Below are 25156 nucleotides of genomic sequence, written 5' to 3' on the forward strand. Positions count from 1 at the left end.
CTATCATCACGTTATGCCAAACAAAAACTGAAATTTTAAACATTTATTTGTTGTAATAAGCGGTCCATCGCTCGATAAGAGAGTGCTTCAAGTAGGTGGGATTTATTGATATCTATACAATTGTTTAAATCTGCAATGGTACGAGCGACCTTGATTATCTTATGAAATGCTCGCGTAGATAGACCCATTTTATCAATGGCCAGTTCTAAAAATATCGCATCTTGATGTTGTAGTGGGCAATAATGTTCAATTTCTTTACTGGTCAAAGCGTCGTTTAATTTGTTGCTGCGTTGACGTTGAGTTATTTGTGCTGCACTTACCCTTTGTTTAATTTGTTCACTGTTTTCACCGCGCTGCCCTTGCTCCGTTAAACTGCCCTTTGGCAATGCGGGGACTTCAATTGTCAGATCAAAGCGGTCTAAGAAGGGACCTGATAACTTGCTTAAATATTTTGCCACTTGGCTATTGTTGCTACCAAATTTATTATTGTCGTAATAGCCTGAAGGCGATGGGTTTAGTGCGCCTATTAATTGGAAATTAGCGGGGAAGTCGACCTGTTGGTTGGCCCGGGAGATTGTGATCTGTCCTGCTTCTAGAGGTTCGCGTAAAGAGTCGAGTGCTTTACGCTGGTATTCTGGTAGTTCGTCTAAAAATAGTACGCCATTATGCGCGAGAGTTATTTCTCCCGGTCTTGGGTTTCGACCGCCACCGACTAGCGCGACGGCTGAGGAGGTATGGTGCGGGGTTCGAAAAGGGCGGCGGCACCAATCTTGGGCGACAAATTCGCCGCCACTAATCGATTTTATCGCCGCACACTCGAGTGCTTCTTGTTCTGTCATATCAGGCTGAATACTGGTTAAGCGACTGGCTAACATGGTTTTACCTGTTCCAGGAGGACCAAACAGTAATAAATTATGATTACCTGCTGCACAGATCTCTAAGGCACGTTTGGCACTTTGCTGTCCGATAATGTCTTGCATATCGTGTTGACTGGCGGATGTTATCGTTTCGGCTGTGGCTCGTTGTGCCGATGGTAATGTTTGCTGATCCGTTAAATGGGTACATACTTGTTGTAAATCCAGAGCGGTGAAACAGGTCGCATTGTCGATAAGTGCTGCTTCATGACCATTATCGAATGGAATAATAGTACTGCGTTGGGCTTTTTTACCCGCGATGATACTCGGGATTGTGCCACGGCAAGTACGTAACTTACCGGATAATGAAAGTTCACCAATAAATTCTAATTGCTGGTGTCGATTGGTCGTGATTTGCTGTGATGCGATTAAAATCGCGATAGCAATCGGTAAGTCATAACGGCTGCCTTCTTTTGGTAGATCGGCGGGTCCCAAATTGACGGTGATCCGTTTGGCTGGCATCATAAAATTAGAGTTCATTAATGCGCTTCGCACGCGATCTTTGGCTTCTTTCACTGATGTTTCTGGTAGGCCGACAATGGTAAAGCCTGGTAGTCCTTCGCTGATGTGTACTTCGATGGTAATTAAAGGCGCGTTGATACCTAAAATCGCACGGCTATAGATCACGGCTAAATTCATTCATCATCCTTGGCTATTTATGATTGTATTTATACCCTAGTGTAATTAACAATAAGCATGCTTGAATTAGGTGGATTATTTTAAAACCTTAAGCAAGGCCTATTTGCCACAGTCTATTTTGTGATGTCTGTCATACGTGAATTTTTAAACTGTAATTTGTTTGTTTTCCAATATTTTGAATTGTTCGCGTGCATTTATTTGGTTGTTTGAGTTATTTTGTGCGCGGTTAAAGGCTTGCTTAAATAAATTCACCATGCTAATAATGAATCATCAAAATTTTATAGAGTTGTTGGATTAGTTATATGTTTGGGTTTATTTCGCGTCTTATTATTGTGGTCAGCATTCTGGTGGTAATTATTAAATTACCAAGCCGGGGACTTACTGCTAAGCGAAAATAAGCTTAATCCAGCAATAAGAAAACCTCGGTAGATAACCGGGGTTTTTTTTTGTTTGACGTTTAACGGTTTACAAGAATGATGTTTAAAGGGATGTGGATTAATGAAAGCAACTGAATTTATTGTAAATGCTTTACGTAAACAGGGGGTAAACCAAGTATTTGGTTATCCTGGCGGCGCGATCATGCCATTGTATGATGCGTTATATGATGGTGGTGTAGCGCATTTATTAGCACGACATGAACAAGGTGCAATTATGGCTGCGTTGGGTTATGCGCGTGCTGGTGCTAGAGTCGGAGTCTGTATTGCGACTTCAGGTCCAGGTGCTACTAACTTAGTGACAGGCTTAGCGGAAGCAATGGCTGATTCGATCCCTGTTGTTGCGTTCACTGGGCAAGTGCCGAGTGCCTTGATTGGCGTTGATACGTTCCAAGAAGTGGATATTCTTGGTATGACGTTATCATGTACCAAACACAGTTTTTTGGTTGAAGATCAAAATGACTTAGATCGAATTATTGCTGAAGCATTTACGATTGCGACAACTGGCCGTCCTGGACCAGTATTAATTGATATTCCTAAAGATATTCAGCTGGCAGAAATGGCGTGTGAGACGGTATCTGAATTACCTGTGTTACCGCCGTTAGATGGCTTGGTTGATGAAGAGGTGACTGCGGCTCGTGCATTATTACATGCGGCTAAAAAACCAGTATTGTATGTCGGTGGTGGTGTCGGCATGGCGAATGCCGTACCTGAATTACGTGAATTAGCGGCAGCATTAGATATTCCGATGGTCAGTACATTAAAAGGTATAGGCAGCGCTGATCCTGAACACCCTTATTATTTGGGTATGTTAGGGATGCATGGCCTAAAAGCGGCTAACTTAGCGGTACAAGAAAGTGATCTGTTGATTGCGGTCGGAGCACGTTTTGATGATCGAGTGACTGGTAAACTTGATGAGTTTGCCCCAAATGCCAAAGTTATCCACCTTGATATTGATGCATGTGAACACAATAAATTACGGGTAGCAAACGTTGCCATCACAACTGATTTAAAGCTCATTTTACCGGCGTTAAAAATGACCTTGGATATTGCACCTTGGCGATTACATACCTTAGAAATGAAAGTCGACACTGCTTTTCGTTATGATCACCCCGGCATTGCTATCTATGCCCCTTTGTTATTGAAACAATTGTCTGCCAGCTTACCTGAAGACCATCTTGTGGCGTGCGATGTTGGTCAGCACCAGATGTGGACTGCGCAACATATGACATTTACGCAACCTGAAAATTTATTATCCAGTGCTGGTTTTGGCACCATGGGCTTTGGGTTACCGGCGGCCGTTGGTGCGGCACTCGCGCGTCCTGATGCGATGCCGGTTGTGGTCACCGGTGATGGTTCTATTATGATGAACATCCAAGAGTTAGCGACGATCAACCGGGCTAAATTACCAGTAAAAATTGTATTAATCGATAATCAACGTCTCGGTATGGTGCGTCAATGGCAAACTCTGTTTTTTGATGGCCGTTTATCGCAGACTATTCTAGATGATAATCCTGATTTTGTGGCGTTAGCGGCGGCATGTGGTATTCCAGGCGAAACGGTGGTGGTTAAAGAACAAGTGCAACCAGCGATGGAGCGTATGTTGGCCAGTGATGGTGCGTATTTCTTGCATGTACAAATATCAGAGCAAGAAAATGTCTGGCCATTAGTGCCACCTGGGGTTAATAACGGTGATATGTTGGAGCAATATGATGAGTGCTAAACAAGTACATGAAGTGGTGATTGAAGCCACCAACACACTCGAAATTTTAGAGCGAATATTACGTGTTATTCGTCATCGAGGTTTTCGCATTAGTAGCATGAATTCGGTACAAATGAATGATTGCAATAGCATAAAGATTACGGTTACAGTATCTGGTGAGCGCGGCATTGATCTACTTTATAAACAGTTAGAAAAATTGTTTGATGTGAGTAAAGTAAGCGTTCAGCACATGACCACAATATAGCCGTACTGAAATATAACAGCACTGCAATATAACACTTTATTGACAGCGCAGGTTTGCATTGAATTACAGGATGCAAGAACAGGCGTTATTTAAAATAATACAAAATTACAGCATAAGGGAAGAAGCGATTATGGCGAATACTGAACAGCAAGTTTGGTTTAATGGAAAGATGGTACCGGAATCTCAGGCCAAAGTGAGTATATTTACGCATGCATTGCATTATGGCTCATCGGTATTTGAAGGTATTCGAGCATATGATACGCCGAAAGGTCCCGCTATTTTCCGTTTGAAAGAACACGTTCAACGTCTATTTGATTCAGCCAAAATTTACGGCTGGAGCATTCCTTATTCAAAGCAAGAAATAGAACAAGCCTGTAAAGATGCGGTATTAGCCAATGGCCTTACCAATGCTTATTTACGTCCACTGGCTTATATTGGTAATGTTGGACTGGGTTTAACACCAAAATCAACCGTTTGTGATGCGCTTGTTGCAGCAATGAACTGGGGCGCTTACTTGGGCGACGAAAGCTTAGAGCAAGGCGTTGATGTTTGTGTTACCTCTTGGAATCGTTTAGCACCTAATACCATCCCAACTGGCGCAAAGGCCGGTGGTAACTATTTATCATCACAACTGATCTCATCTGAAGCGAAACGTCATGGTTACGCAGAAGGTATAGCATTGGATGTGAACGGTACTATTTCTGAAGGTGCGGGTGAAAACTTGTTCTTCGTGAAAAATGGTGTGATCCATACTCCGCCGACAACGGCATGTATCTTACCGGGTTTAACCCGTAATACCCTGATGGTACTGGCGCGCGACTTTGGTTATGAAGTGCGTGAAGAACCGATTGCTCGTGAAGCCATGTACTTAGCAGATGAAATGTTCATGTGCGGAACGGCTGCTGAAGTGGTTCCTGTGCGTTCCGTTGATCGTATTGACATTGGCACGGGTAAACGTGGTCCAATTACAGAGCGACTACAGACAGCTTATTTTGCTTTGATTAAAGGTCAGAGTGAAGATAAGTGGGGCTGGTTGGATTATGTGGCGGATCCAAGCTAACCGTTCTATTTATATTACTGCTATATATAAGTAGGTGTTGTTAACACCTACTTACGACGATGAGTCGATTTGATTATTAAGGTGAGGCGCAGATTTGCCTCCTTTATATTTACTGTTTATTTTTGTTTCATGGAGAGAACCGATGCCTAAACTGCGTTCTGCAACATCTACCGAAGGCCGTAATATGGCTGGTGCTCGCGCCTTGTGGCGTGCAACCGGTACCCGAGAAGAAGATTTCGGCAAACCAATTATTGCTATTGCTAATTCATTTACCCAGTTTGTTCCTGGGCACGTCCATTTAAAAGACATGGGGCAATTAGTCGCAGGCGAAATTTTGAAAGCTGGCGGTATCGCGAAAGAATTTAATACCATTGCGATTGATGATGGTATTGCTATGGGTCACGACGGCATGCTGTATAGCTTGCCTTCACGTGATCTGATTGCAGATTCTGTTGAATATATGGTTAATGCTCATTGTGCGGATGCACTTGTGTGTATTTCTAACTGCGACAAGATCACCCCCGGTATGTTAATGGCTGCATTGCGTCTTAATATTCCGGTTATCTTCATTTCCGGTGGTCCGATGGAAGCCGGTAAAACTAAATTATCAGATCAGATCATTAAGTTAGACTTAGTGGATGCCATGGTGATGGGCGCAGATAAAAATGTGTCAGATGAAGATGTTGAAAAAGTAGAGCGTAGCGCATGTCCAACGTGTGGTTCATGTTCGGGTATGTTTACTGCTAACTCAATGAACTGCTTAACTGAAGCATTAGGGCTATCACAACCGGGTAATGGTTCATTAGTTGCAACCCACGCAGATCGTGAAGAATTGTTTTTAAATGCAGGCCGTCGTATTGTTGACCTGTGTAAACGTTATTATCAGCAAAATGATGAATCAGTATTACCGCGTAATATTGCTAATCGTGACGCCTTTGAAAATGCCATGACGCTAGATATCGCCATGGGTGGGTCAACGAATACAGTATTGCATTTAATCGCCGCTGCCATTGAAGGCGAAGTCGATTATAGCTTAGCGGATATGGATGCGTTATCACGTAAAGTACCGCAGTTATGTAAAGTAGCTCCGTCAACGCCGCTCTATCATATGGAAGATGTGCATCGTGCCGGTGGCGTAATGGCTATCTTGGCCGAGTTGAATCGTGCCGGTTTATTGCATACTGATAATATGACCGTAATGGGTATGACCATGGCTGAGCAGTTAGCTGAGTTTGATATTATCACTACCCAATCTGATGCGGTGAAGAAAATGTATTCGGCAGGCCCGGCTGGTATCCGTACCACGAAAGCCTTCAGCCAAGATTGCCGTTGGGATTCACTCGATAATGATCGTGCTAATGGTTGTATCCGTTCCATCGAAAATGCCTACAGTCAAGAAGGTGGTCTTGCGATATTAACGGGTAACATTGCCATTGATGGCGCAGTAGTTAAAACTGCGGGTGTTGCGGATGATAATTTATTGTTCCGTGGTACTGCACGGGTATTTGAAAGCCAAGATTCTGCGGTAAGTGCTATTTTAGCCAGTGAAATCAAAGCCGGTGACGTGGTTGTTATTCGTTATGAAGGACCGAAAGGTGGTCCAGGTATGCAAGAAATGCTATATCCAACCAGTTATCTGAAATCGATGGGACTTGGTAAAGCGTGTGCGCTTATTACTGATGGTCGTTTTTCGGGTGGTACGTCGGGCTTGTCTATTGGTCATGCTTCACCAGAAGCTGCAAGTGGCGGCTTGATCGGTCTGGTTGAAGATGGCGATATTATTGATATTAATATTCCAGAACGCTCGATGAATCTTATGGTTGCTAATGATGTACTTGCTGCGCGTCGCACTGAAATGGAAAGCCGCGGTGAATTAGCGTGGAAACCTGTTGAGATACGAGCACGAAAAGTAACACAAGCATTACGTATCTATGGTCACTTCGCGACAAGTGCAGATAAAGGTGCTGTACGCGATAGAAATCTGATTTAACCTACCTCGTTAGTATTATCTAGCAATTCACCATGGTCTATATCAAAGGCTCAGTGATAATCGACTATGATTACTGCTGGGCCCTTTTTTTGAGGGCGATCTTGCTCACAGAAAAAATTATCTTCTGTTCAACATCAATTTAACAAATCTTATATAAAATTTTCTTAAAATTAGATAGATCTTTAGTGATTAATTCTGCACTTCTGCGTCTATACTGCACCTATATATCGAGAAGCTTTTCTCAGCCAGTTAAATAAACCATATATCGGAGTAAATAGCATATGATTATCGGCGTACCTAAAGAAATTAAAAACCATGAGTATCGCGTAGGTATGACTCCTGCAAGTGCACGAGAGCTTATTACACATGGCCATACAGTTTATGTTGAAACATTTGCTGGTGCTGGTATTGGTTTTAGCGACAGCGATTATGAAACTGTTGGTGCAAAAATATTAACAACTGCAGCTGAAGTTTTCGCAACTGCAGACATGATTGTGAAAGTAAAAGAGCCACAAGCTGTTGAACGTGCAATGCTACGTGATGGCCAAGTGTTATTCACTTACTTACACCTTGCACCTGATCTAGCACAAACAGAAGACCTAATTAAGAGTAATGCAGTTTGTATCGCTTACGAAACAGTAACTGATGCAAACGGTGGCTTACCGCTACTTGCACCTATGTCTGCTGTTGCTGGTCGTATGTCGATTCAAGCTGGCGCACAAGCATTAGAAAAATCACAAGGTGGTTGTGGTCTTCTTATGGGTGGCGTACCGGGTGTTGCTCCTGCAAACGTTGTTGTTATCGGCGGCGGTGTTGTTGGTATGAATGCAGCGAAAATGGCTGTGGGTATGGGCGCTAGCGTAACTATGTTAGACCGTAACCTTACTGTACTCGCTAATCTCGACAATCAATTCGATGGCCGTTTGAAAGTAGTTTATTCTACACACGATGCAATTGAAAAATATGTATTAGAAGCTGATCTAGTGATTGGTGCGGTATTAGTTCCTGGTGCAGCAGCACCGAAACTGGTAACTAAAGACCTAATTTCACGCATGAAGCCTGGTGCTGCTGTTGTTGACGTTGCGATTGACCAAGGTGGTTGTTTCGAAACTTCACACGCGACGACACACCAAGACCCAACTTACATCATTGATGACGTTGTACACTACTGTGTTGCTAACATGCCTGGTGCTGTTGCGAAAACATCTACGTTTGCATTAAACAATGCAACACTGCCGTACATTATCAAGCTTGCTAATCTAGGTTGGAAAGAAGCATTGCTACAAGATGAGCACCTACTAAACGGCTTAAACGTTATCGCTGGTCAAGTCACTGTTCAAGATGTTGCTGAAGCACATAACTTACCGTTCATTGCACCAAAGAGCATGATTTTATAATCTAGCTTATTGCAATAACGTGTTAAATTAGCACCATTATTTATTAATGGTGCTTTTTTTATATGCAAAAGAAAATAACTATTTTACTCCTTCTTACTGGGCTGGCTTTGTTCGGTCTCTATACCGTCCTTACATCAGATGATGTTATTGAAGTCGAAAGGTCAGGTGATGCTATTGAAGTCGAAAGGTCAGATGTGCCAGACTTTGCTGCGTTTAATGATGCCACCGCCAAGAAAACCGCATTCTTTAATTATCTACAACCCGCATTTGATACCGTTACTGCTGAAGTATTAGCAGAGCGTGCGCTATTAACTCAATGGCAGGCTAAAGTAGCATTAACAGCGCAAGATCAAGCACAACTACAAGATATGGCGAGTATGTATAAAGTGACCGCTAATAATGATCATGCCTTGATTAATACGTTATTGTTACACGTTGATGTTATCCCTGAAGAACTGGTATTTAGTCAGTCGGCTAATGAGACGGCTTGGGGCACATCACGCTTTGCTAAACTTGGGCATAACTTTTTTGGCCAGTGGTGCTTTAGCAAAGGCTGTGGGATTGTACCAAATCAACGCGAGCAAGGGGCTGCGCATGAAGTGGCGAGCTTTGACTCGATCGAGGAGTCTGTTCGTTCGTACTTCCGCAATATTAATAGAAACCAAAGTTATTTGCTGCTACGTGAGATTCGTTCTGAATTACGTAAAAATGGCGATGTCATTAATGCCTGTGCACTCGCGGCTGGGTTGATTAATTACTCGGAAAGAAAAGAGGCGTACATTACAGAAGTTCGGGCAATGATCCGTCACAACCGCCAATTCTGGCGAAATAATGAAAATACGGATTATCAGTTATGTGCAGCACCGAAACCTGTGGTGACAGAAATGGTTGCAGAAGAAGAGGTTGAGTTACCGGAAACAATTACTTTAACGCCGGACTTAACTATTGTTGAAACGAAAAATAGTGATTCAGCAATAGTTGAACCTAACAAGGCTACGGATAATGCTAAAAATGTCACCGTTACGCCAGAAGAACCAATAAAACAATCTTTGGCAGAATAATCAGCTAATATATTTTGGGGTGCTCAAAGCCTTTCTGAGTGCCTTTTTTCATCACCAATCTATTTAATATACTTTCATTTTTAACACTGTTGGCTCATAAGTGTGTGGTTAAGTTAAATTTACGATATAAATCACTATCTTTGTTAAAACATGTTGGTTTTTTCTATTTTGTCCATTATCGATACAATGCCTATTTTTGAGTAGTTGAGGGTTTTTGTCGGTTTTAAGACGCTAAAATTGACGTTTCTTAATTTAAAGTGGATTTTTTTGATGATTGTGTAGATGTTACGTAGTCGTAAAATGTACAAAAGTACTTGGATATGTGACCCACCTCGACTTTCCTGTTGCTAGATGATTGAACTGCTTCCCTTCGTCAATAGAGTTGTAATACTCTCCAATCATCAAATCTTGAAGTGCAAAGAATTGTAAAAATATAAAAATAATATAATAAGCAAAAAAACACACACTACTATGATAATTGAAAGGCTGAGTTTGTTATGGATAAATCACTAAGTTCGAAAATATTTATATCCCTGTTTGTGGGCTTGTTACTGGGTACTATCGTTCAGTATGGCTTTGGTGCAGGATCGTTCCTTGATACATATTTTGTCGGTGCAGCTACTGCAGTCGGTACTATGTTTGTATCACTGATTAAATTAATGGTTGTGCCATTAGTTTTCATCTCTATTGTATGTGGTGTATGTGAACTGAAAGACATTAAAAGTTTTGGTCGCTTAGGTGGTAAAACGTTCTTCCTTTACCTCGCAAATACAGCAATCGCAATCACAGTTGCACTTATTGTGGCAATGATTGTTCAACCAGGTGTTGGTGCTAACCTTGCTGAATTAGGTGGTACTGCGGTACATCTAACATCAACAGAAACACCTGATATTGGTCAAATGATTGTTAACATCGTACCAAGTAACCCGATACAAGCATTTGCTTCTGGTGACATGTTACAAATCATCTTCATGGCAATCATCACTGGTCTGGCAATTCAAGCACTAGACAAAAAAGGTGGTCCAGCGGTTAATGCATTCCAAATCGCGAATGACATCATGATGAAACTTGTTAGCCTAATCATGAGCTTTGCCCCGTTTGGTGTATTCGCGTTAATGATTCAATTAGGTGCGACGCTTGATGGCGCAACGCTCGCTTCAGTAGCGAGTTACGTGGGTCTGGTTGTAGCATTGCTTTTAGTATGGATCTTAATTGTATACCCACTAGCGGTATGGGCAACAACGGGTATCCGTCCAGCTACATTCCGTCGCCAAGTTCGTGAACAGTTCCTATTTTCACTATCGACAGCAAGCTCAAACGCAACAATCCCAGTAACTATGCGCACCCTTACGGATAAGATTGGTGTATCGAAAACAGTTGCTGGTTTTGGTGTTCCATTGGGCGCTACGATGAACATGTCTGGTGTATCTATCTACATCTCAATTGCGACAGTATTTGCTGCCAACGCATACGGCACACCACTGCAAGTTACTGATATGTTCACTATGGGGCTAACTATCCTACTACTATCTGTTGGCGCAGGTGGTGTACCTGGTGGCGGTATCGTGATGATTGGTGTGTTACTTACACAACTTGGTCTACCTGTTGAAGCACTCGCTATTATTGCTGCGGTTGACCGTATCAATGATATGTTCTGTACTTCTGCTAACGTAATCGGTGATACAGCGGTTAATACGATTGTTGCTAAGAGTGAAGGTGAACTAAACCTTGAAATAGCACATGCATCTGAAGAAACAAATGCAGTAGCTAAAACAGCGTAATCAATTAATATAAATAGTTAAAAGGGAGCGAAATGCTCCCTTTTTTATTTCCGGTGAAAAGTTATCCTGAGTTAAACCTTTTTATCTGTTTCGATTGTTGTTATAACTAAATCATAGCGTTAACGATTGCATGTCAATGCGTTAACTTGTCAGTTATATTTCAATGGATGATCGAGTGACAAATAACGAGCCCCAACAACCCCAATCACAACTTACAGCAAGTGAATACTTATGTAAGATCCTGTTATCACCGGTTTATGAAGCTGCAGTGGTCACCCCGTTACAACCATTAACAAAATTATCTGAACGTTTGGGTAATAGTATTCTTCTTAAACGTGAAGATCGTCAACCCGTGCACTCGTTTAAATTACGCGGTGCATTTAATAAATTGGTGCAATTATCTGAAGAACAAAAATTACGCGGTGTCGTTGCTGCTTCTGCAGGCAATCATGCCCAAGGTGTTGCGCTGTCTGCGAAGAAACTGGGTATTAAAGCCATCATTGTAATGCCTGTTATTACCCCTGATATTAAAGTGAGTGCGGTGCGTGGTTTTGGTGCCGACGTTTGTTTATATGGTGATAGTTTTGATGAAGCATCAAATCATGCTAAGAAACTTTCAGCAGAAGAAGGTTATACCTTGATCCCACCGTTTGATGATCCGGATGTGATCGCGGGGCAAGGAACTATTGCGCGTGAATTGCTAGAACAAAATTCCCATTTAGATTATATCTTTGTACCTGTTGGCGGCGGTGGTCTTGCTGCGGGTATTGCTGTGTATATCAAACAATTAAAACCATCAATTAAAGTGATCGGTGTTGAGCCGCGAGACTCAGCCTGTTTACGCGCGGCATTAGATGCGGGTGAACCCGTTACGCTTGACCGTGTAGGTATTTTCGCCGATGGTGTGGCGGTAAAGCGGATTGGTACTGAAACATTCCGCCTTTGTAATGAATTTATCGATGATGTGATCACGGTGAGCAGTGATGAGATCTGTGCGGCGTTAAAAGATATTTTTGAAGATACCCGTGCAATTGCAGAACCATCGGGCGCATTAGCGCTGGCGGGATTAAAAAAATATACTGAATTAAACGGTTTACGTGATAAGAACATGGCGTCGATCTTAAGTGGTGCGAATGTTAACTTCCACTCATTACGTTATGTATCAGAGCGTAGTGAATATGGAGAGAAGAAGGAAGCGGTGCTTGCGGTGACTATCCCTGAACGTCCTGGTGCATTCTTGAAGTTCTGTGAATTAATAGGCAATCGCGCCGTGACTGAATTTAACTACCGTTATTCTAATCGTGCCGCGGCAAATATTTTTGTCGGCTTACGTACACCTCAAGGTACTGCAGAGTTAGCTACCGTCATTAAACAGCTGGAAGATGCAAAATATCCAGTGGTTGATTTATCTGAAGATGAAATGGCCAAACAGCATGTACGTTATATGGTTGGAGGCCGTCCTGCTGAAGACTTGCAAGAACGTTTGTTTAGCTTTGAATTCCCTGAACATCCGGGAGCATTACAAAAATTTCTATTAACGCTAGGTATGAATTGGAATATTACCTTATTTCATTATCGTAACCATGGTGCTGCTTATGGTCGTGTATTAACGGGTTTTGAGCTACCAGATGGTGAGATGAAAGCTTTTTCAGCTTATTTAGTTAAGTTGGGTTATCAATATAAAGAAGAAACTAACAATCCTGCGTATAAGTTTTTTCTTGCGCACTAGATAATCTCGGTGGCTCAAACTGACTCATCGTCCACCACTGAGAATGAATCAATTCTCAGTGGTGTTTCTCGGTCTGCATCGCTGTAAAAATTACGCGAGTCATGTTTGCGCCTAATTCCTCTCCTTGCTGCATGGCCGTGTCCTTTGGTCAGATTCATGAAACAGTATGTATACCGCTGAACTTAGCTAATCACTATAACAACTGAAAACTTAACGAAAGTATGAATAAAGCAGACTATTGGGCACTTGAAAGATAGAATAAATAGCCTAGTTTTAAGTAAACAGTGCTACCCTTTACCGCAATTAATTTATCATTTTTATATTGGAAATATTATGCTGAGCTATCGCCACAGCTTTCACGCTGGCAACTTTGCTGATGTACTTAAACACACGGTTGAAGTATTGATTTTAGAAGCGTTAAAACAAAAGGATACGCCTTTTATTTATCACGATACCCATTCTGCCGCGGGTCGTTATAGCTTATCGAGTGCACATTCAGAAAAAACAGCTGAGTACGTTGATGGTATCGCTAGAATTTGGCAACAAGGTGAAGTACCTGCGCCATTAATCCCTTATTTAAATATGATTAAGCAGTTAAATAACACGTCTACCCTGAAGCATTATCCGGGATCACCATTAGTTGCGCGTTTATTATTACGTGAACAAGATCGTATGCAAATGACGGAATTACACCCTGCGGATGTAAAATTATTAGAGCAAGAGTTTGCTGGTGATCGTCAAGCGCGCGTGTACAAGAAAGATGCTTATGAAGGGCTGAAATCCTTGCTACCTGGACGCAATAAACGTGGTTTAGTACTGCTTGATCCATCTTATGAAATCAAAACCGAGTACCGCCAGGTAGTGCAGGAGATCGCACAGACTTACCGCCGTTTTGCAACAGGCACTTATGCACTTTGGTATCCAGTTATTGAACGTCGCACTATTGATCGGCTTATGCGAGACTTTGTTGGCACTGGCATTAAAAAGATTTTAGTGATCGAATTATGCGTAAAAGGTGATACTGAAGAACGTGGTATGACTGGTACAGGTATGGTTGTCATTAATCCACCGTGGAAATTGGTTGCTCAAATGGAAGAGTTACTGCCTTGGCTAACGGAAGAATTAGCGCAAGATAAAAACGCATTTTTCCGCCTTGAATGGTTAGTTCCAGAATAAGTAAATGTAATATAGAATTACGGTATCGAAGGATATCGTAATTCTAACTGACGTAAGAATTACTTAGACAGTGTTTATTCATCTAGTTTGAAATTTAAAGGGTTATAAAATAAATACAAAGAATTAGTCTCACATGTACAATAGGTAGATTATGAAGCAATGGATCGCAGAAAAATTATCAGCACAGGGCTTTGTCGCTGAAGGATTACCTTCTAAATATATAGGTGGGGAAGGAGAGCATTTGGTATTTTTTCATGCCAATGGTTTTCCGCCCGCTATGTATCAACAAATGTTACAACCACTTACCGGTGAATATAAAGTCAGCGCCGTTTACCAGCGCCCGTTATGGCCATTACCGATTCCGGATGATTTTGATAATTGGCGATTAATGATCGATGACGCTTGCCGTTTTGTTGCTGCGCAACCTGAGCCTATTACCTTAGTCGGCCATTCGATGGGTGGTTTGATTAGTATCATTTGTGCGGTACGCGAACCTGAAAAAGTCAAACAACTGATTCTCCTTGACCCGGTTATTCTTGCACCCCACATGATTTGGGTTATGCGTCATTTACCTTACTGCTTACGTAAAAGATTACCACTGGTCGAAAAAACATTAAGACGACCGAATACGTTTGTTAATATTCAGGAAGGTTTCGATTTTCACCGTAAAGTGCGTGGTTTTAAAGATATTTCTGACAGTGTATTAGCTGATTACATGGCCGAAGGTTTGTACGAAACCGACGACGGGTTTAAACTGAGCTATAGTCGTGAGTGGGAAGCCTCTATTTATCAGACAGTACCTTGGGTTTGGTCGAGCATTAAACATTTAACGACCGATACCGTGGTGATTAGGGGACGTGATTCTGATACGTTATCGACAGAAACCGTCGCTCGATTATTGCGTAAGCAGCCACATATTAAACTGGTTGAAATGGACGGTGGGCATTTGTTCCCGTTAGAGCAACCGTTGAAAACGGCTGAGCTTATTCGCCAGCACTTAGCCATTAATAAGCATTAGGTCAATATGTATATATCTAGATTAATTAGCCTAGCGTTACGCAAGCTCACTGCTGAACTGCGTTGGGCGAATCTATTTTTTATTTTTTGTAGTTATTTAGCTGTTGTATGGGGATTGTTATGGTTAGCGGATGAAAGCACGTTAATTGAACCGCTGACATTTTTCTATTACACCGTCGTGGTGATTAGCACTGTTGGTTTTGGTGATTTATCACCGACGACTGCACATGGCCAACTTGTTGTCGCTTTGGTACAGATCCCTTTTGGGTTATTAATTTTTGGTGCCGCGATTGGTAAAACCACGCAAGCAATAGTGACACTAGCAAGGAAAGGTATGAACGGAAAAAAAGATTTTAGTACTTATAGCGACCATATTTTAATTTTAGGCTGGCGTGCGCATCGCACTAAACGGATTTTAGATCTGATTCTTGCCGATAAAAAGCGGTATAAACGCAAGATAATTTTGTGTGTAGAGCGTGATATGAACCATCCGTTTCCACAACTGCTGGATGTGGAGTTTGCCAAACTAGAATCTTTCACCGATCATGATGAATTAGTGCGTATTGCGATCGCACAGGCGAGTTCTATTATTGTTGATGGTGAAAATGATGAAATGACGCTATCGATGGCATTAAGTGCTTCATCACATGCCTCAAAACAGGCGCATATCAGTGCTTATTTTCATGAGGAAAGTAAAGCTGATCTGCTGCGTGCACATTGTCCCAATGTCGAATGTGCAAGTTCACGCCATGCCGAAATTTTAGTACGAACGATGCAATCGCCCGGTGCCAGTATTGTCCATGAACAATTGTTTTCTACGCTTGATGAAGCAACATTATATTGCTTAACATTAGAGGATGCGCCGGAAATGACGGTCGGTGATGTCTTTCAGCCTCTGCGAGAGAAATATAGTATGACGTTGATGGCAATTGCTGACGATGAAAAAGGCACTGGGTTTAAATTAAATCCGGCCATGGATACACAGCTTCGGTGTGGACAGGTATTACATTATATCGCCAATGAACGGATCCGTAAGCACGAGATAAATTGGGTCGATGTATTATTGCTGAAAATAGATAAGTAGGCAGGTATGGAGAACTAAAAGTGAGCTATAACGGAATTTTAGTTCGTGCCTGATACTGTTAACAATGATCATAGTTAACAGTATCAGGCCTAAGTACTATTTTTCTAGTTCTGTTAAACGAGCTTCTAGTGCTGCTAATTTTTCACGCGTACGCAATAGTACTTTGGTTTGTACTTCAAACTCTTCACGGTTAACTAGATCAAGCTTGTTTAGTTGTGATTGCAATACTTGATGGATCTTCTTTTCTACTTCGGTACCTAACGATTTTACACCCGTTGGTAGTGAGTCATGTATTTGTTTCGCTATTTCTTCTAATTTTTGTGGCTTGATCATACGGCACCTAATTACGGAGTGAGTTTAACTATTCGTTAATTTCGTTTGATGGTAGTCTAGCATTTTAATTATCGATTAATCGACCTAAAATGATCGCTTAAAATTGATCAGGGGTAATATTTTTACCACCCCATTTTCAGCATAGTTTAATAAACCAATCTGTAAACCTTGTAAGTTTTCTGTTACGTTGAACAGACCAAATTGAAACTTAGTCGTTTTCGCATAATTCATCACACCAAAATCAACAAGAGATAACCGGTCGCTATAGTTAATTAAGCCTATATTGGCGCCTGCCACTGTTTTTGATAAATTAACCATGGCTAAATTGACGCCTTTCACATGGCTGGTATTATTCACAAGTGCCATGTTAAAACCGGTATCTTGACCTAGATGCCAGTTAAATAAACCAAATGATGCTCCTGAAAATTCCTCGTTTACTTTACTTGCGCCAAGCAATAAATTAAAACTTATGCCCTCGAGTTTATCGACTTCAGATAAACCTAATACAGCCATATCAAAGCCTTGTACTTTTTCTGTTTGACCATGGAATAATGAAAAACGGAAACCATTAACATCCTGACTCTTTGGTGCATTGAGGCCGACCGTGGAAAATTGTGCTGGCACCTCATTGGCGACCGCTGTTTGGCTTAGACTTAAAGCGACTAGTATTGCCATGCCTATTTTTTTGAAACCCATGAAAACTCCATAGTAACAATGATGAGAGAAGAGTAGATTCCTATTATAACGGAACGCTATTGTTATTCTTAATAATAATTTATGACAAATCAATGATTAATCATACTAAAAAAGGCTTCAATCGAAGGTTCGTCAAAGCGTTTTCGCTGGCAGCATAAACCGAGATCGAATGGATCGATTGTATTACTGTTTTCAAAGGTTAATACACGGTCTCTGACGGGACTGTTATCAACCACAACTGCGGGGGCAATACCGACCCCAAGTCCTAATGCGACCATACTAACAATGGCTTCATGACCCGCAACCGTGGCATAAATACTCGGCTTAATTTTCATTTGTTTAAACCATTTATCAATTCGTTTACGTGCAGGGCCGTGCTCAGGTAAGATAAAAGGCACGGCATTCCAATTAATATTATCTTGCATAATTTGCTGTTGAACTTGGCAGGAAATCACCGGGGTAATGATTGAAAGGGGTACTTTTGCAATCTCGACAAATTTTAATCGATTCGATATTTGGTCTGGATGTGCAGCAATGGCAATATCAATTTTTTCTTCATCAACCAGCTGCATGCCCATCGCAGCATCTCCGGTAATCAGTTTTAGTTCAACATTGGGGTGCAATAAGCGGAATTTATCGAGAATTGGTGGTAAATGACTATAGGCTGCGGTCACTGAGCAGAAAATTGTAAGCTCACCATCAAGTTCGCCGCTGTGATTATTCAGGTCTGCTTTCAGTTGAGTCCAGTTTTCGAGGGTTTGTTGGGCGAAGCTTTGTAGTCGTTTCCCACTTTCGGTTAATGCAACTGAGCGATTATCTCGGGCGAATATTTGGCTGCCAACCGCTTCTTCTAAACGCTGCATGGTGCGGGTCAGTGTTGATGTACTGACATGCATCGCTTCTGCCGTTTTCCCGAAGTGTAAAGTGGCCGCTAAATGTAAAAAAAGTTGTAGTGAACGAATATCCATATTTCACCTTATTCTTAGTGGGCTTAATTGTTACTTTCTGTGTGTAATCATTAATGATAATAATGAGTTTAAGTGTAAGACATTGTAATTAATTATAATGGAATGATTTAGTCTAAAACTCTGTATTTATATTTATAGTCGGGTTTAAATTTTACTGGTTTGGTATTTTCTTTGTTTTAACACCGCGTTCGAACGGCGATCTTGTATATAAATGCGAATGTTGCGTTTATTGCAACACTATATTGTAAATATATCATTTCCAGCAATGTGTAACTTAGCATATAGTGAGTGGTAGAGCATCACTGGAGTGGTGATAGCGCATTCAAATTACAAAATTCTCATGGAGAGCAACATGGCTAACTATTTTAACACTTTAAACTTACGCCAGCAGTTAGAGCAACTTGGTAAATGTCGTTTTATGGATCGCAGTGAGTTTGCTGACGGTTGTAACTTCATTAAAGACTGGTCAATTGTTATTGTGGGTTGTGGTGCACAAGGCCTAAACCAAGGTCTAAACATGCGTGACTCGGGTCTTAACATTTCTTATGCATTACGTGCTGCGGCGATTACAGAAAAACGTCAGTCATTCTTAAATGCATCAGAAAATGGTTTCGTTGTTGATACTTATGAGAATTTAATTCCACAAGCAGACCTAGTTCTTAACCTTACACCTGATAAGCAGCATTCAAATGTAGTTGAAACTATCATGCCGCTAATGAAGCAAGGTTCAACGCTGTCTTATTCTCACGGTTTCAATATCGTTGAAGAAGGTATGCAAGTACGTGAAGACATTACTGTAGTAATGGTTGCGCCTAAGTGCCCTGGTTCTGAAGTTCGTGAAGAATACAAACGTGGTTTCGGTGTACCGACACTGATCGCTGTTCACCCTGAAAATGATCCTAAAGGCAATGGCCTAGCAATTGCAAAAGCATACGCTTCTGCAACGGGTGGCGATCGCGCGGGAGTACTTGAGTCTTCGTTTGTTGCTGAAGTTAAATCTGACCTGATGGGTGAGCAAACTATCCTATGTGGTATGTTACAAACTGGGGCAATTCTTGCGTTTGACAAAATGGTTGCTGACGGTAAATCACCAGCATACGCAGGTAAACTAATTCAGTTCGGTTGGGAAACCATCACTGAAGCACTTAAGTATGGCGGTATCACTAACATGATGGATCGCCTATCGAACCCTGCAAAACTTAAAGCATTCGATATGGCTGAAGAAATGAAAACAACACTTCGCCCATTATTCGAAAAGCACATGGATGACATCATTACGGGTCACTTCTCATCAACGATGATGACTGACTGGAAAAACGATGATGTGAACCTACTTAAATGGCGTAAAGAGACTGGCGAAACTGCCTTTGAGAATTACCCTGAATCAGACATCGTGATTGACGAGCAAGAGTTCTTCGACAACGGTACATTATTCGTTGCTATGATTAAAACGGGTGTTGAACTTGCGTTTGAAAGCATGGTCGCATCAGGTATCGTTGATGAGTCTGCATACTATGAATCACTACATGAAACGCCGCTAATTGCGAACACAATTGCCCGTAAGCGTTTATATGAAATGAACGTTGTTATTTCAGATACAGCTGAATATGGTTGTTACCTGTTTGCTCACGAAGCTGGACCACAACTACGTGAGTACGTAAATTCATTACCAACTGAACTAATGGGTTCTGCATTTTCTGCTGAATCAAATGGCGTCGATAATGCGCGTTTAATCGAAGTTAACGACGAAATTCGTAATCACCCTGTAGAAGCTATCGGTAAGAAATTGCGTGGTTACATGTCAGACATGAAGAAAATTGTTGGCTAATACCTGATATAAGTATCAAGGTTTAGTTGATATAGCCCAGTAAGCATGATTATGTTTACCGGGCTTTTTTGTGGTTAAATTTTAGATGATTACAGGGGCTTGATATTCACTACGTAGACTTGGTGATACATTAACTTGAGATAAAAGATGAATCTAGAATCCTTTCCTGACTCTCACCTTAAGCCAATAATAAAAACTGACTCTATCTTTGTAAGCTGAATTCAATTTATCGTAATTGAAGAATTATTCAGCGATAATTAATGCCTGCTATGCTTGTGGTGGTGTACTTTCAGCGTTAGAAACAACGGCATCAATTTGTACCAAAGCATCCATAGGGATAGCTGTAACGCCAATTACTGTTCTTGCTGGAAGATGGTTGTTAAAGAATACTGTGTAAATTTCATTTACAGCATCAATGTCTGCGATATTTTTAAGTTGGATATTAACTTTAACGACATCGTCCATAACGTGGTCAATACTTTCTAGAATTGCTTTAATGTTGTTTAAGCATTGCGCAGCCTGCGCTTTCACATCTTCAGTTACCATTGAATTGGTTTTTGGATCTAAAGGCAATTGACCTGCAACATGATTGTAATGAGAAAACGCGACTGTGTGTGAAAATGGCATTTTAGGTGCATTTTCTGTGTTGCTTGCTTCTATAACTAGCAAACGAGTGTCTTCAGGACGTTGTGGTGGGGTACCATCTCCGTGTGATACTGATGTATCAATTTGTATCAAAGCGTCCATAGGTAAAGCGGAAGCGTTAACGACTGTTCGTGCAGGAACATAGCTTGGGAAAAACTTGGCACAAACTTCGTTTACAGCTTCAACATCTGCGATGTTTTTAAGGAATATAGTGGTTTTAACTATATCTCTCATATCATGGTTAATGCTTTCTAAAATGGCTTTGATGTTGTTTAAGCACTGTGATGCCTGCTCTTTTATACCACCTGCTACCAATTCACCGGTCTTTACATCGATAGGTAACTGAGATGAAATATTGTTGTAATGAGAAAAAGCGACAGTTTGTGTAGAGGTCGCACTTATTGGCGCATTTTCAGTATTTCTTGCTAGTTTTATAAGATCGCAAGGAGCTTGTGGCGCAGTACCTTCACCGTTGGAAATCAGCGCTTCAATTTGTACTAAAGCATCATTCATCGGTAAAGCCGCAACGGCTACCGTCGTCCGTGTCGGAAGGTAGCTTTGGAAGAATGTTGCATAAACTTCGTCTACAGCGTCCATATCTGAGATGTTTTTCAGGAAGATCGTGAGCTTAATTACATCATCCATCACATGGTCAGTACTTTCTATGATTGCTTTAATATTCGTTAAGCACTGCTTTATCTGATCTTTTATATTACCCACGACAATTTCACCGGTGTTAGGATCTAGTGGTAATTGCGCTGAAATATTATTGTAATGCGAAAAAGCGACAGTCTGTGTTGATAGTGTATTTTGTGGTGCCGTTTCAGTGTTTCGTGACGCTTTTATGATGATGTTATTCATATGATATTTATCCTATTTGATACGAGTATGGTTTGATGTTGTTGGCTCGAGTATACGTAATAGGGATGAACAATCTTTGAACTTAATCACAAAGTGAATTATTTTGATTCTTGTATCTGGTTGATTTAAAAGTGTTTTGTTATGCATGGTTCTATTTTTGTTATGGGTTTCTAACAATTTTAAAATAGTGATTTTTTGTAAATAATTGATTCTATTAAATTTGATTTTATAAAAAATTGTTGTTGTTAGGTAGATGATTTAACTTGCTAAATATTATGCAGGTTAATTGCTTACCTATACATAAAGTAGTGGGTTGTTATTTTTGATAATTTGCTAACTTGATCATATTTTTAGGCGCGAAGTTATTTGTCTGCGGGGGCGCTGGAAAGCGATAAATTCGCCAGTTAATACTAAGATCGAGTGCTTATCTTTCACGGTATGAAGAAATGGATAAATGACTGGTATTCACTTATTTACTTATTCAGAAAGAGCACATAACTGAAGATGAACTTTAATATTGAAAATGAGATGTGACATGTTGGGCTTAAAGCGGGGGAATTATCTGTGTTTGATCTGCTGTTGTGGGTCGTTAGCATGTATATCAATTACGATACATGCTAACGCGTGGTTTAGAACTGCCTAAATGGCGTAAGTCTTCATGAGGTATTTCACAATTGCTTTTGACTCAAACATATCCACATCGGTATTGGGATCTTTTAAGAAAGGGACCTGTACTGTGCCGTGTTCGGCAAAAAATGCACTGCGCTTAGTTTCTGGTAACGGGCTGTATTCACCTAGGTTTAAGCGTCTTGTTGCAGGGCCGAGTTCGCCAAATTGTTGTTTACCTAAATTAACCAATAAATACGGCAGTTCTAATTCACATAACGTCTCACGAACAGGACGTGAATAAGGGCTACTTTCAAAACTGTATAATACCAATGGATCGATTGGTTCCAATGCTGGCTTTTTAGTATTACCTGCGTTGCAACGGATCAGCGATGCACTGGTTGAGCTGGCATAATTAAAAATATTCGCGCGTAACCTAATCGGTGCGCTGCTATTCGCATAATGCTTGTATAAATAACTGATGATCTCAGACGCAGAGTTTAAGATGATCTGGGTGTTCTTATCAATCAAGAATGGAATTTTATCTGTGCTGTACATTTCTTGTAGCTGTTGCTTGTGACGCTCTCCGCCTTTGGGGCAGGGAATAATAAGTACATCAAGATTTAATTCTGAAATAGCTTCACGTACTAAGCGACAAAGTGGGTCGGCTTCGTTGTCATACATGATTAACGGATCTTGTTCATTAATCGTGGTTTTTGCCGCTTTGGTACCCGCCCATAAGCGGGTTTGTGAAGCCAGAGTAGAAGTCAGTAGATCAAACATAGCGTAAATCCGTTCAGCTAAATAATCAGTTTAGGTACTATTTTTAGAAAGATCTATTAGATTAATCACAGGAGTTAATAATCTAATAAATAAAGATAATTAGTTTGGTTGGTCAAGGAGTAGTTTAACAACGTTCTCACAGTTTTCGATTCTGTGGATACTTTTAGGTGCTACCATGACCATATCGTTACCGGCTACCGAGCCTAATATTTCTGGGTGTGGATTCAGGTCAAGTACACGAGCAATGAGTTGAGCACAACCTGGAGGTGTTTTTATAACGACAACCAATTGGTTATGTGTGATAAATTCAATCTTGGTTGAGACCGATACATCAGTATGTTGAGATTTTCCTTCCGAGGGTAAGCGGTATATTTTTTTACCATAAGCATCAGTCACTTTTATTACATTTAATCGCGATAACATTCTTGATACTGTCGATTGATTAATATGTTGATAACCAAGTCTAATTAGTCGTTGGCGAATATTATCTTGAGTATGAAATCGTTCTATTTTAAGTAGGTTTTTACATGCATCGGTTATGTCACAATGACAGGCGGTAGATTGTTCAGTATTATTCATTCATACCTCGATGGATTTATTTTATACCCACAATTAGATACTCTTTTTTGTGTTAAGTCTATTAAGTTCTTAGTGTTATGTGGGATATATAGTATTTGTTCAGTAAATAATCCCGTATAAATCTTCTTTTACAGGATTATAATCGAGATGCTTTTAATTACATTCAGTCATAATTTTACGTGAAAATACTTTCTCACAATACTTACATTTTAATCGTACAGTCTCTTGAGTTTCCACAACAGCAAAGTGGCTATCTACGGGTTCATTATGGGTAATACAATTACTATTTGGACAAGCAAACACAGCAGCGATTTCATGAGGTAAAGCTAGCTTCAATTTTTTTGAAACTTCATAGTTTTCGATTTGGTTTACTGTCGCATGGGGGGCATATAATGCTAACTGGTTGGCTTGATCCTCATTGAGAAATACATTTTCTATTTTAATTAAATCTTTATGACCAAGTGCTGATGATGGTAAATTTAGACCGATGGTAACCCTTTGATTTGTATCTTTTAGGTTAAATAGTTTTAATATTTTAATACCTAAATTAGCAGGGATATGGTCAATGACAGAGCCATTTTTAATCGCTTCAACTTGTAACTGGTGTTCTTTAATCATCTGGTTATCTCCCAATTAAAACTGTTCGTTAAGGACAAGAGCAAGTAGCGCCTCGCGGGCATAAACACCATTTTCAGCTTGCTGAAAGTAGTAAGCGTGTTTGGTTTTGTCTACGTCGACTGTGATCTCGTCAATACGCGGTAAAGGATGCAGCACTTTAAGGTTATCTCGTGCATTTTTTAACATATCGGCAGTAAGGATGAAGGCTGCTTTCATGTGCGCATATTCTGATTCGTCAAAGCGTTCTTTTTGCACTCGAGTCATATACAGCACATCAAGATCATCTACCACATCTTCAATGTCGCTATGTAAGCTGTACTCGATACCAGCATCGCGTAATTCTTGTAACAGATAATCAGGCATGGCTAAAATATCGGGTGAGATAAAGAACAGTTTGGTGTTATTAAATTTCGCCAGCGCTTGAGTAAGTGAATGCACGGTTCTGCCGTATTTTAGATCACCAACAAAGGCTATATTTAGGTTATCTAGGGTGCCTTGTGTTTCATAGATACTGAATAAGTCGAGCAAGGTTTGGGTTGGATGCTGGTTAGACCCGTCACCACCATTAATCACTGGCGCGTTATTAGAAAACTCAGATGCTAAGCGTGCTGCACCTTCTTGTGGGTGGCGCATGATAAAAGCGTCTACATAGGATGCGATAACCTGTACTGAGTCAGCCAATGTTTCGCCTTTCTTCGCTAATGAGGTATTGCCAGCATTGTCAAAACCAACGATCGTGCCGCCTAATCGCTGCACGGCTGTTTCAAATGACAAACGCGTTCGTGTTGATGGTTCAAAGAAGCAACTCGCAACTACTTTATTCTTTAGTAATGTTGGATTGGGGTCTATTTTTAGCTTTTTTGCAGTATCCACAATTAGTTCTAGATCATATCTATTTAGTTCTGGTATAGAAATGATATGTTTTCTAAACAAGGTATTGTTCATGGTATCTCCGTCCTTATATCGATACTTACTATAAAAGTAAGTACC

Annotated in this window: 21 protein-coding genes; 12 read left to right on the forward strand and 9 right to left on the reverse strand. The window is 40.7% G+C overall.

Going from position 1 to position 25156, the window contains the following annotated elements:
• Positions 1–35 precede the first annotated feature (35 nt).
• Positions 36–1553, reverse strand: a complete 1518-nt coding sequence (locus HWV02_RS00205) for a YifB family Mg chelatase-like AAA ATPase (protein ID WP_211678005.1) — start codon at positions 1551–1553, stop codon at positions 36–38.
• 498 nt (positions 1554–2051) lie between these two features.
• Between HWV02_RS00205 and ilvG the strand changes: the two genes are divergently transcribed.
• The 11 genes from ilvG (at position 2052) to HWV02_RS00260 (ending at position 16249) form a co-directional block, all read left to right on the forward strand.
• Positions 2052–3710 (forward strand): acetolactate synthase 2 catalytic subunit, encoded by a 1659-nt coding sequence (gene ilvG / locus HWV02_RS00210; RefSeq protein WP_211678006.1) that lies wholly within the window; start codon positions 2052–2054, stop codon positions 3708–3710.
• Positions 3697–3954 carry an acetolactate synthase 2 small subunit gene (gene ilvM, locus HWV02_RS00215; protein ID WP_304610879.1) on the forward strand — a complete coding sequence of 86 codons (258 nt, stop codon included), beginning with the start codon at positions 3697–3699 and terminating at the stop codon, positions 3952–3954. Before ilvG ends, ilvM begins: the two co-directional genes overlap by 14 nt.
• 130 nt (positions 3955–4084) lie before the next feature.
• Complete coding sequence (locus HWV02_RS00220; protein WP_211678007.1) at positions 4085–5014, forward strand: branched-chain amino acid transaminase; 930 nt, start codon at positions 4085–4087, stop codon at positions 5012–5014.
• A 142-nt stretch (positions 5015–5156) separates the two neighbouring features.
• A complete protein-coding gene (ilvD, locus tag HWV02_RS00225; RefSeq protein WP_211689403.1) occupies positions 5157–7004 on the forward strand; it encodes a dihydroxy-acid dehydratase in 1848 nt (615 codons plus the stop codon).
• A gap of 281 nt (positions 7005–7285) precedes the next feature.
• On the forward strand, positions 7286–8401 hold the full coding sequence (gene ald, locus HWV02_RS00230; RefSeq protein ID WP_211689404.1) for an alanine dehydrogenase: 1116 nt from the start codon (positions 7286–7288) through the stop codon (positions 8399–8401).
• A gap of 62 nt (positions 8402–8463) precedes the next feature.
• The gene (locus HWV02_RS00235) at positions 8464–9462 is read left to right on the forward strand and encodes a glucosaminidase domain-containing protein (RefSeq protein ID WP_211689406.1); all 999 of its coding nucleotides are present in this window, start codon (positions 8464–8466) and stop codon (positions 9460–9462) included.
• A gap of 497 nt (positions 9463–9959) precedes the next feature.
• Entirely contained in the window at positions 9960–11243 is a 1284-nt protein-coding gene (locus HWV02_RS00240; RefSeq protein ID WP_211678011.1) for a dicarboxylate/amino acid:cation symporter, read from the forward strand.
• A gap of 163 nt (positions 11244–11406) precedes the next feature.
• The gene (gene ilvA / locus HWV02_RS00245; RefSeq protein ID WP_211678012.1) at positions 11407–12972 is read left to right on the forward strand and encodes a threonine ammonia-lyase, biosynthetic; all 1566 of its coding nucleotides are present in this window, start codon (positions 11407–11409) and stop codon (positions 12970–12972) included.
• 333 nt (positions 12973–13305) lie between these two features.
• On the forward strand, positions 13306–14148 hold the full coding sequence (locus HWV02_RS00250; protein WP_211673578.1) for a 23S rRNA (adenine(2030)-N(6))-methyltransferase RlmJ: 843 nt from the start codon (positions 13306–13308) through the stop codon (positions 14146–14148).
• A 151-nt stretch (positions 14149–14299) separates the two neighbouring features.
• Complete coding sequence (locus tag HWV02_RS00255) at positions 14300–15166, forward strand: alpha/beta fold hydrolase (protein ID WP_211678013.1); 867 nt, start codon at positions 14300–14302, stop codon at positions 15164–15166.
• A gap of 6 nt (positions 15167–15172) precedes the next feature.
• Positions 15173–16249: a potassium channel family protein gene (locus HWV02_RS00260; protein ID WP_211678014.1), complete on the forward strand. Its 1077-nt coding sequence runs from the start codon at positions 15173–15175 to the stop codon at positions 16247–16249.
• 96 nt (positions 16250–16345) lie between these two features.
• Here HWV02_RS00260 and HWV02_RS00265 read toward each other — a convergent pair whose 3' ends face one another.
• From HWV02_RS00265 to ilvY, 3 genes are all read right to left on the reverse strand, one after another.
• Entirely contained in the window at positions 16346–16582 is a 237-nt protein-coding gene (locus tag HWV02_RS00265) for an accessory factor UbiK family protein (RefSeq protein WP_067050897.1), read from the reverse strand.
• 84 nt (positions 16583–16666) lie between these two features.
• Complete coding sequence (locus tag HWV02_RS00270; RefSeq protein ID WP_211689408.1) at positions 16667–17278, reverse strand: VC2662 family protein; 612 nt, start codon at positions 17276–17278, stop codon at positions 16667–16669.
• An 89-nt stretch (positions 17279–17367) separates the two neighbouring features.
• On the reverse strand, positions 17368–18246 hold the full coding sequence (gene ilvY, locus HWV02_RS00275) for an HTH-type transcriptional activator IlvY (protein ID WP_211678016.1): 879 nt from the start codon (positions 18244–18246) through the stop codon (positions 17368–17370).
• A 352-nt stretch (positions 18247–18598) separates the two neighbouring features.
• Between ilvY and ilvC the strand changes: the two genes are divergently transcribed.
• Positions 18599–20074, forward strand: a complete 1476-nt coding sequence (gene ilvC, locus HWV02_RS00280) for a ketol-acid reductoisomerase (RefSeq protein WP_211678017.1) — start codon at positions 18599–18601, stop codon at positions 20072–20074.
• A 267-nt stretch (positions 20075–20341) separates the two neighbouring features.
• On the opposite strand, the gene HWV02_RS00285 is transcribed toward ilvC, so the two are convergent.
• From HWV02_RS00285 to pyrB, 5 genes are all read right to left on the reverse strand, one after another.
• A complete protein-coding gene (locus tag HWV02_RS00285) occupies positions 20342–21580 on the reverse strand; it encodes a RidA family protein (RefSeq protein WP_211689410.1) in 1239 nt (412 codons plus the stop codon).
• A gap of 639 nt (positions 21581–22219) precedes the next feature.
• Complete coding sequence (locus HWV02_RS00290) at positions 22220–22969, reverse strand: glutathione S-transferase N-terminal domain-containing protein (protein WP_211673585.1); 750 nt, start codon at positions 22967–22969, stop codon at positions 22220–22222.
• Between the two features lie 99 nt (positions 22970–23068).
• Complete coding sequence (locus tag HWV02_RS00295; RefSeq protein ID WP_211689412.1) at positions 23069–23548, reverse strand: arginine repressor; 480 nt, start codon at positions 23546–23548, stop codon at positions 23069–23071.
• Between the two features lie 153 nt (positions 23549–23701).
• Positions 23702–24166 (reverse strand): aspartate carbamoyltransferase regulatory subunit, encoded by a 465-nt coding sequence (gene pyrI / locus HWV02_RS00300; RefSeq protein ID WP_211689414.1) that lies wholly within the window; start codon positions 24164–24166, stop codon positions 23702–23704.
• Between the two features lie 15 nt (positions 24167–24181).
• The gene (gene pyrB, locus HWV02_RS00305) at positions 24182–25111 is read right to left on the reverse strand and encodes an aspartate carbamoyltransferase (protein WP_211689415.1); all 930 of its coding nucleotides are present in this window, start codon (positions 25109–25111) and stop codon (positions 24182–24184) included.
• Positions 25112–25156: the final 45 nt, after the last annotated feature.

Origin of the sequence: Moritella sp. 28, assembly GCF_018219435.1 — a bacterium.
Lineage (GTDB): Bacteria > Pseudomonadota > Gammaproteobacteria > Enterobacterales > Moritellaceae > Moritella.

Excerpts from the sequence above, each read along its gene's own strand:
- ilvM (WP_304610879.1), top strand. The coding sequence starts at position 3,697 with ATGATGAGTGCTAAACAAGTACATGAAGTGGTGATTGAAGCCACCAAC.
- HWV02_RS00235 (WP_211689406.1), top strand. The coding sequence starts at position 8,464 with ATGCAAAAGAAAATAACTATTTTACTCCTTCTTACTGGGCTGGCTTTG.
- HWV02_RS00270 (WP_211689408.1), bottom strand. The coding sequence starts at position 17,278 with ATGGGTTTCAAAAAAATAGGCATGGCAATACTAGTCGCTTTAAGTCTA.
- HWV02_RS00250 (WP_211673578.1), top strand. The coding sequence starts at position 13,306 with ATGCTGAGCTATCGCCACAGCTTTCACGCTGGCAACTTTGCTGATGTA.
- ilvG (WP_211678006.1), top strand. The coding sequence starts at position 2,052 with ATGAAAGCAACTGAATTTATTGTAAATGCTTTACGTAAACAGGGGGTA.
- pyrI (WP_211689414.1), bottom strand. The coding sequence starts at position 24,166 with ATGATTAAAGAACACCAGTTACAAGTTGAAGCGATTAAAAATGGCTCT.
- HWV02_RS00295 (WP_211689412.1), bottom strand. The coding sequence starts at position 23,548 with ATGAATAATACTGAACAATCTACCGCCTGTCATTGTGACATAACCGAT.
- ald (WP_211689404.1), top strand. The coding sequence starts at position 7,286 with ATGATTATCGGCGTACCTAAAGAAATTAAAAACCATGAGTATCGCGTA.
- HWV02_RS00240 (WP_211678011.1), top strand. The coding sequence starts at position 9,960 with ATGGATAAATCACTAAGTTCGAAAATATTTATATCCCTGTTTGTGGGC.
- pyrB (WP_211689415.1), bottom strand. The coding sequence starts at position 25,111 with ATGAACAATACCTTGTTTAGAAAACATATCATTTCTATACCAGAACTA.
- HWV02_RS00220 (WP_211678007.1), top strand. The coding sequence starts at position 4,085 with ATGGCGAATACTGAACAGCAAGTTTGGTTTAATGGAAAGATGGTACCG.
- ilvA (WP_211678012.1), top strand. The coding sequence starts at position 11,407 with ATGGATGATCGAGTGACAAATAACGAGCCCCAACAACCCCAATCACAA.
- HWV02_RS00205 (WP_211678005.1), bottom strand. The coding sequence starts at position 1,553 with ATGAATTTAGCCGTGATCTATAGCCGTGCGATTTTAGGTATCAACGCG.
- HWV02_RS00265 (WP_067050897.1), bottom strand. The coding sequence starts at position 16,582 with ATGATCAAGCCACAAAAATTAGAAGAAATAGCGAAACAAATACATGAC.
- HWV02_RS00290 (WP_211673585.1), bottom strand. The coding sequence starts at position 22,969 with ATGTTTGATCTACTGACTTCTACTCTGGCTTCACAAACCCGCTTATGG.
- ilvY (WP_211678016.1), bottom strand. The coding sequence starts at position 18,246 with ATGGATATTCGTTCACTACAACTTTTTTTACATTTAGCGGCCACTTTA.
- HWV02_RS00260 (WP_211678014.1), top strand. The coding sequence starts at position 15,173 with ATGTATATATCTAGATTAATTAGCCTAGCGTTACGCAAGCTCACTGCT.
- HWV02_RS00285 (WP_211689410.1), bottom strand. The coding sequence starts at position 21,580 with ATGAATAACATCATCATAAAAGCGTCACGAAACACTGAAACGGCACCA.
- ilvC (WP_211678017.1), top strand. The coding sequence starts at position 18,599 with ATGGCTAACTATTTTAACACTTTAAACTTACGCCAGCAGTTAGAGCAA.
- HWV02_RS00255 (WP_211678013.1), top strand. The coding sequence starts at position 14,300 with ATGAAGCAATGGATCGCAGAAAAATTATCAGCACAGGGCTTTGTCGCT.
- ilvD (WP_211689403.1), top strand. The coding sequence starts at position 5,157 with ATGCCTAAACTGCGTTCTGCAACATCTACCGAAGGCCGTAATATGGCT.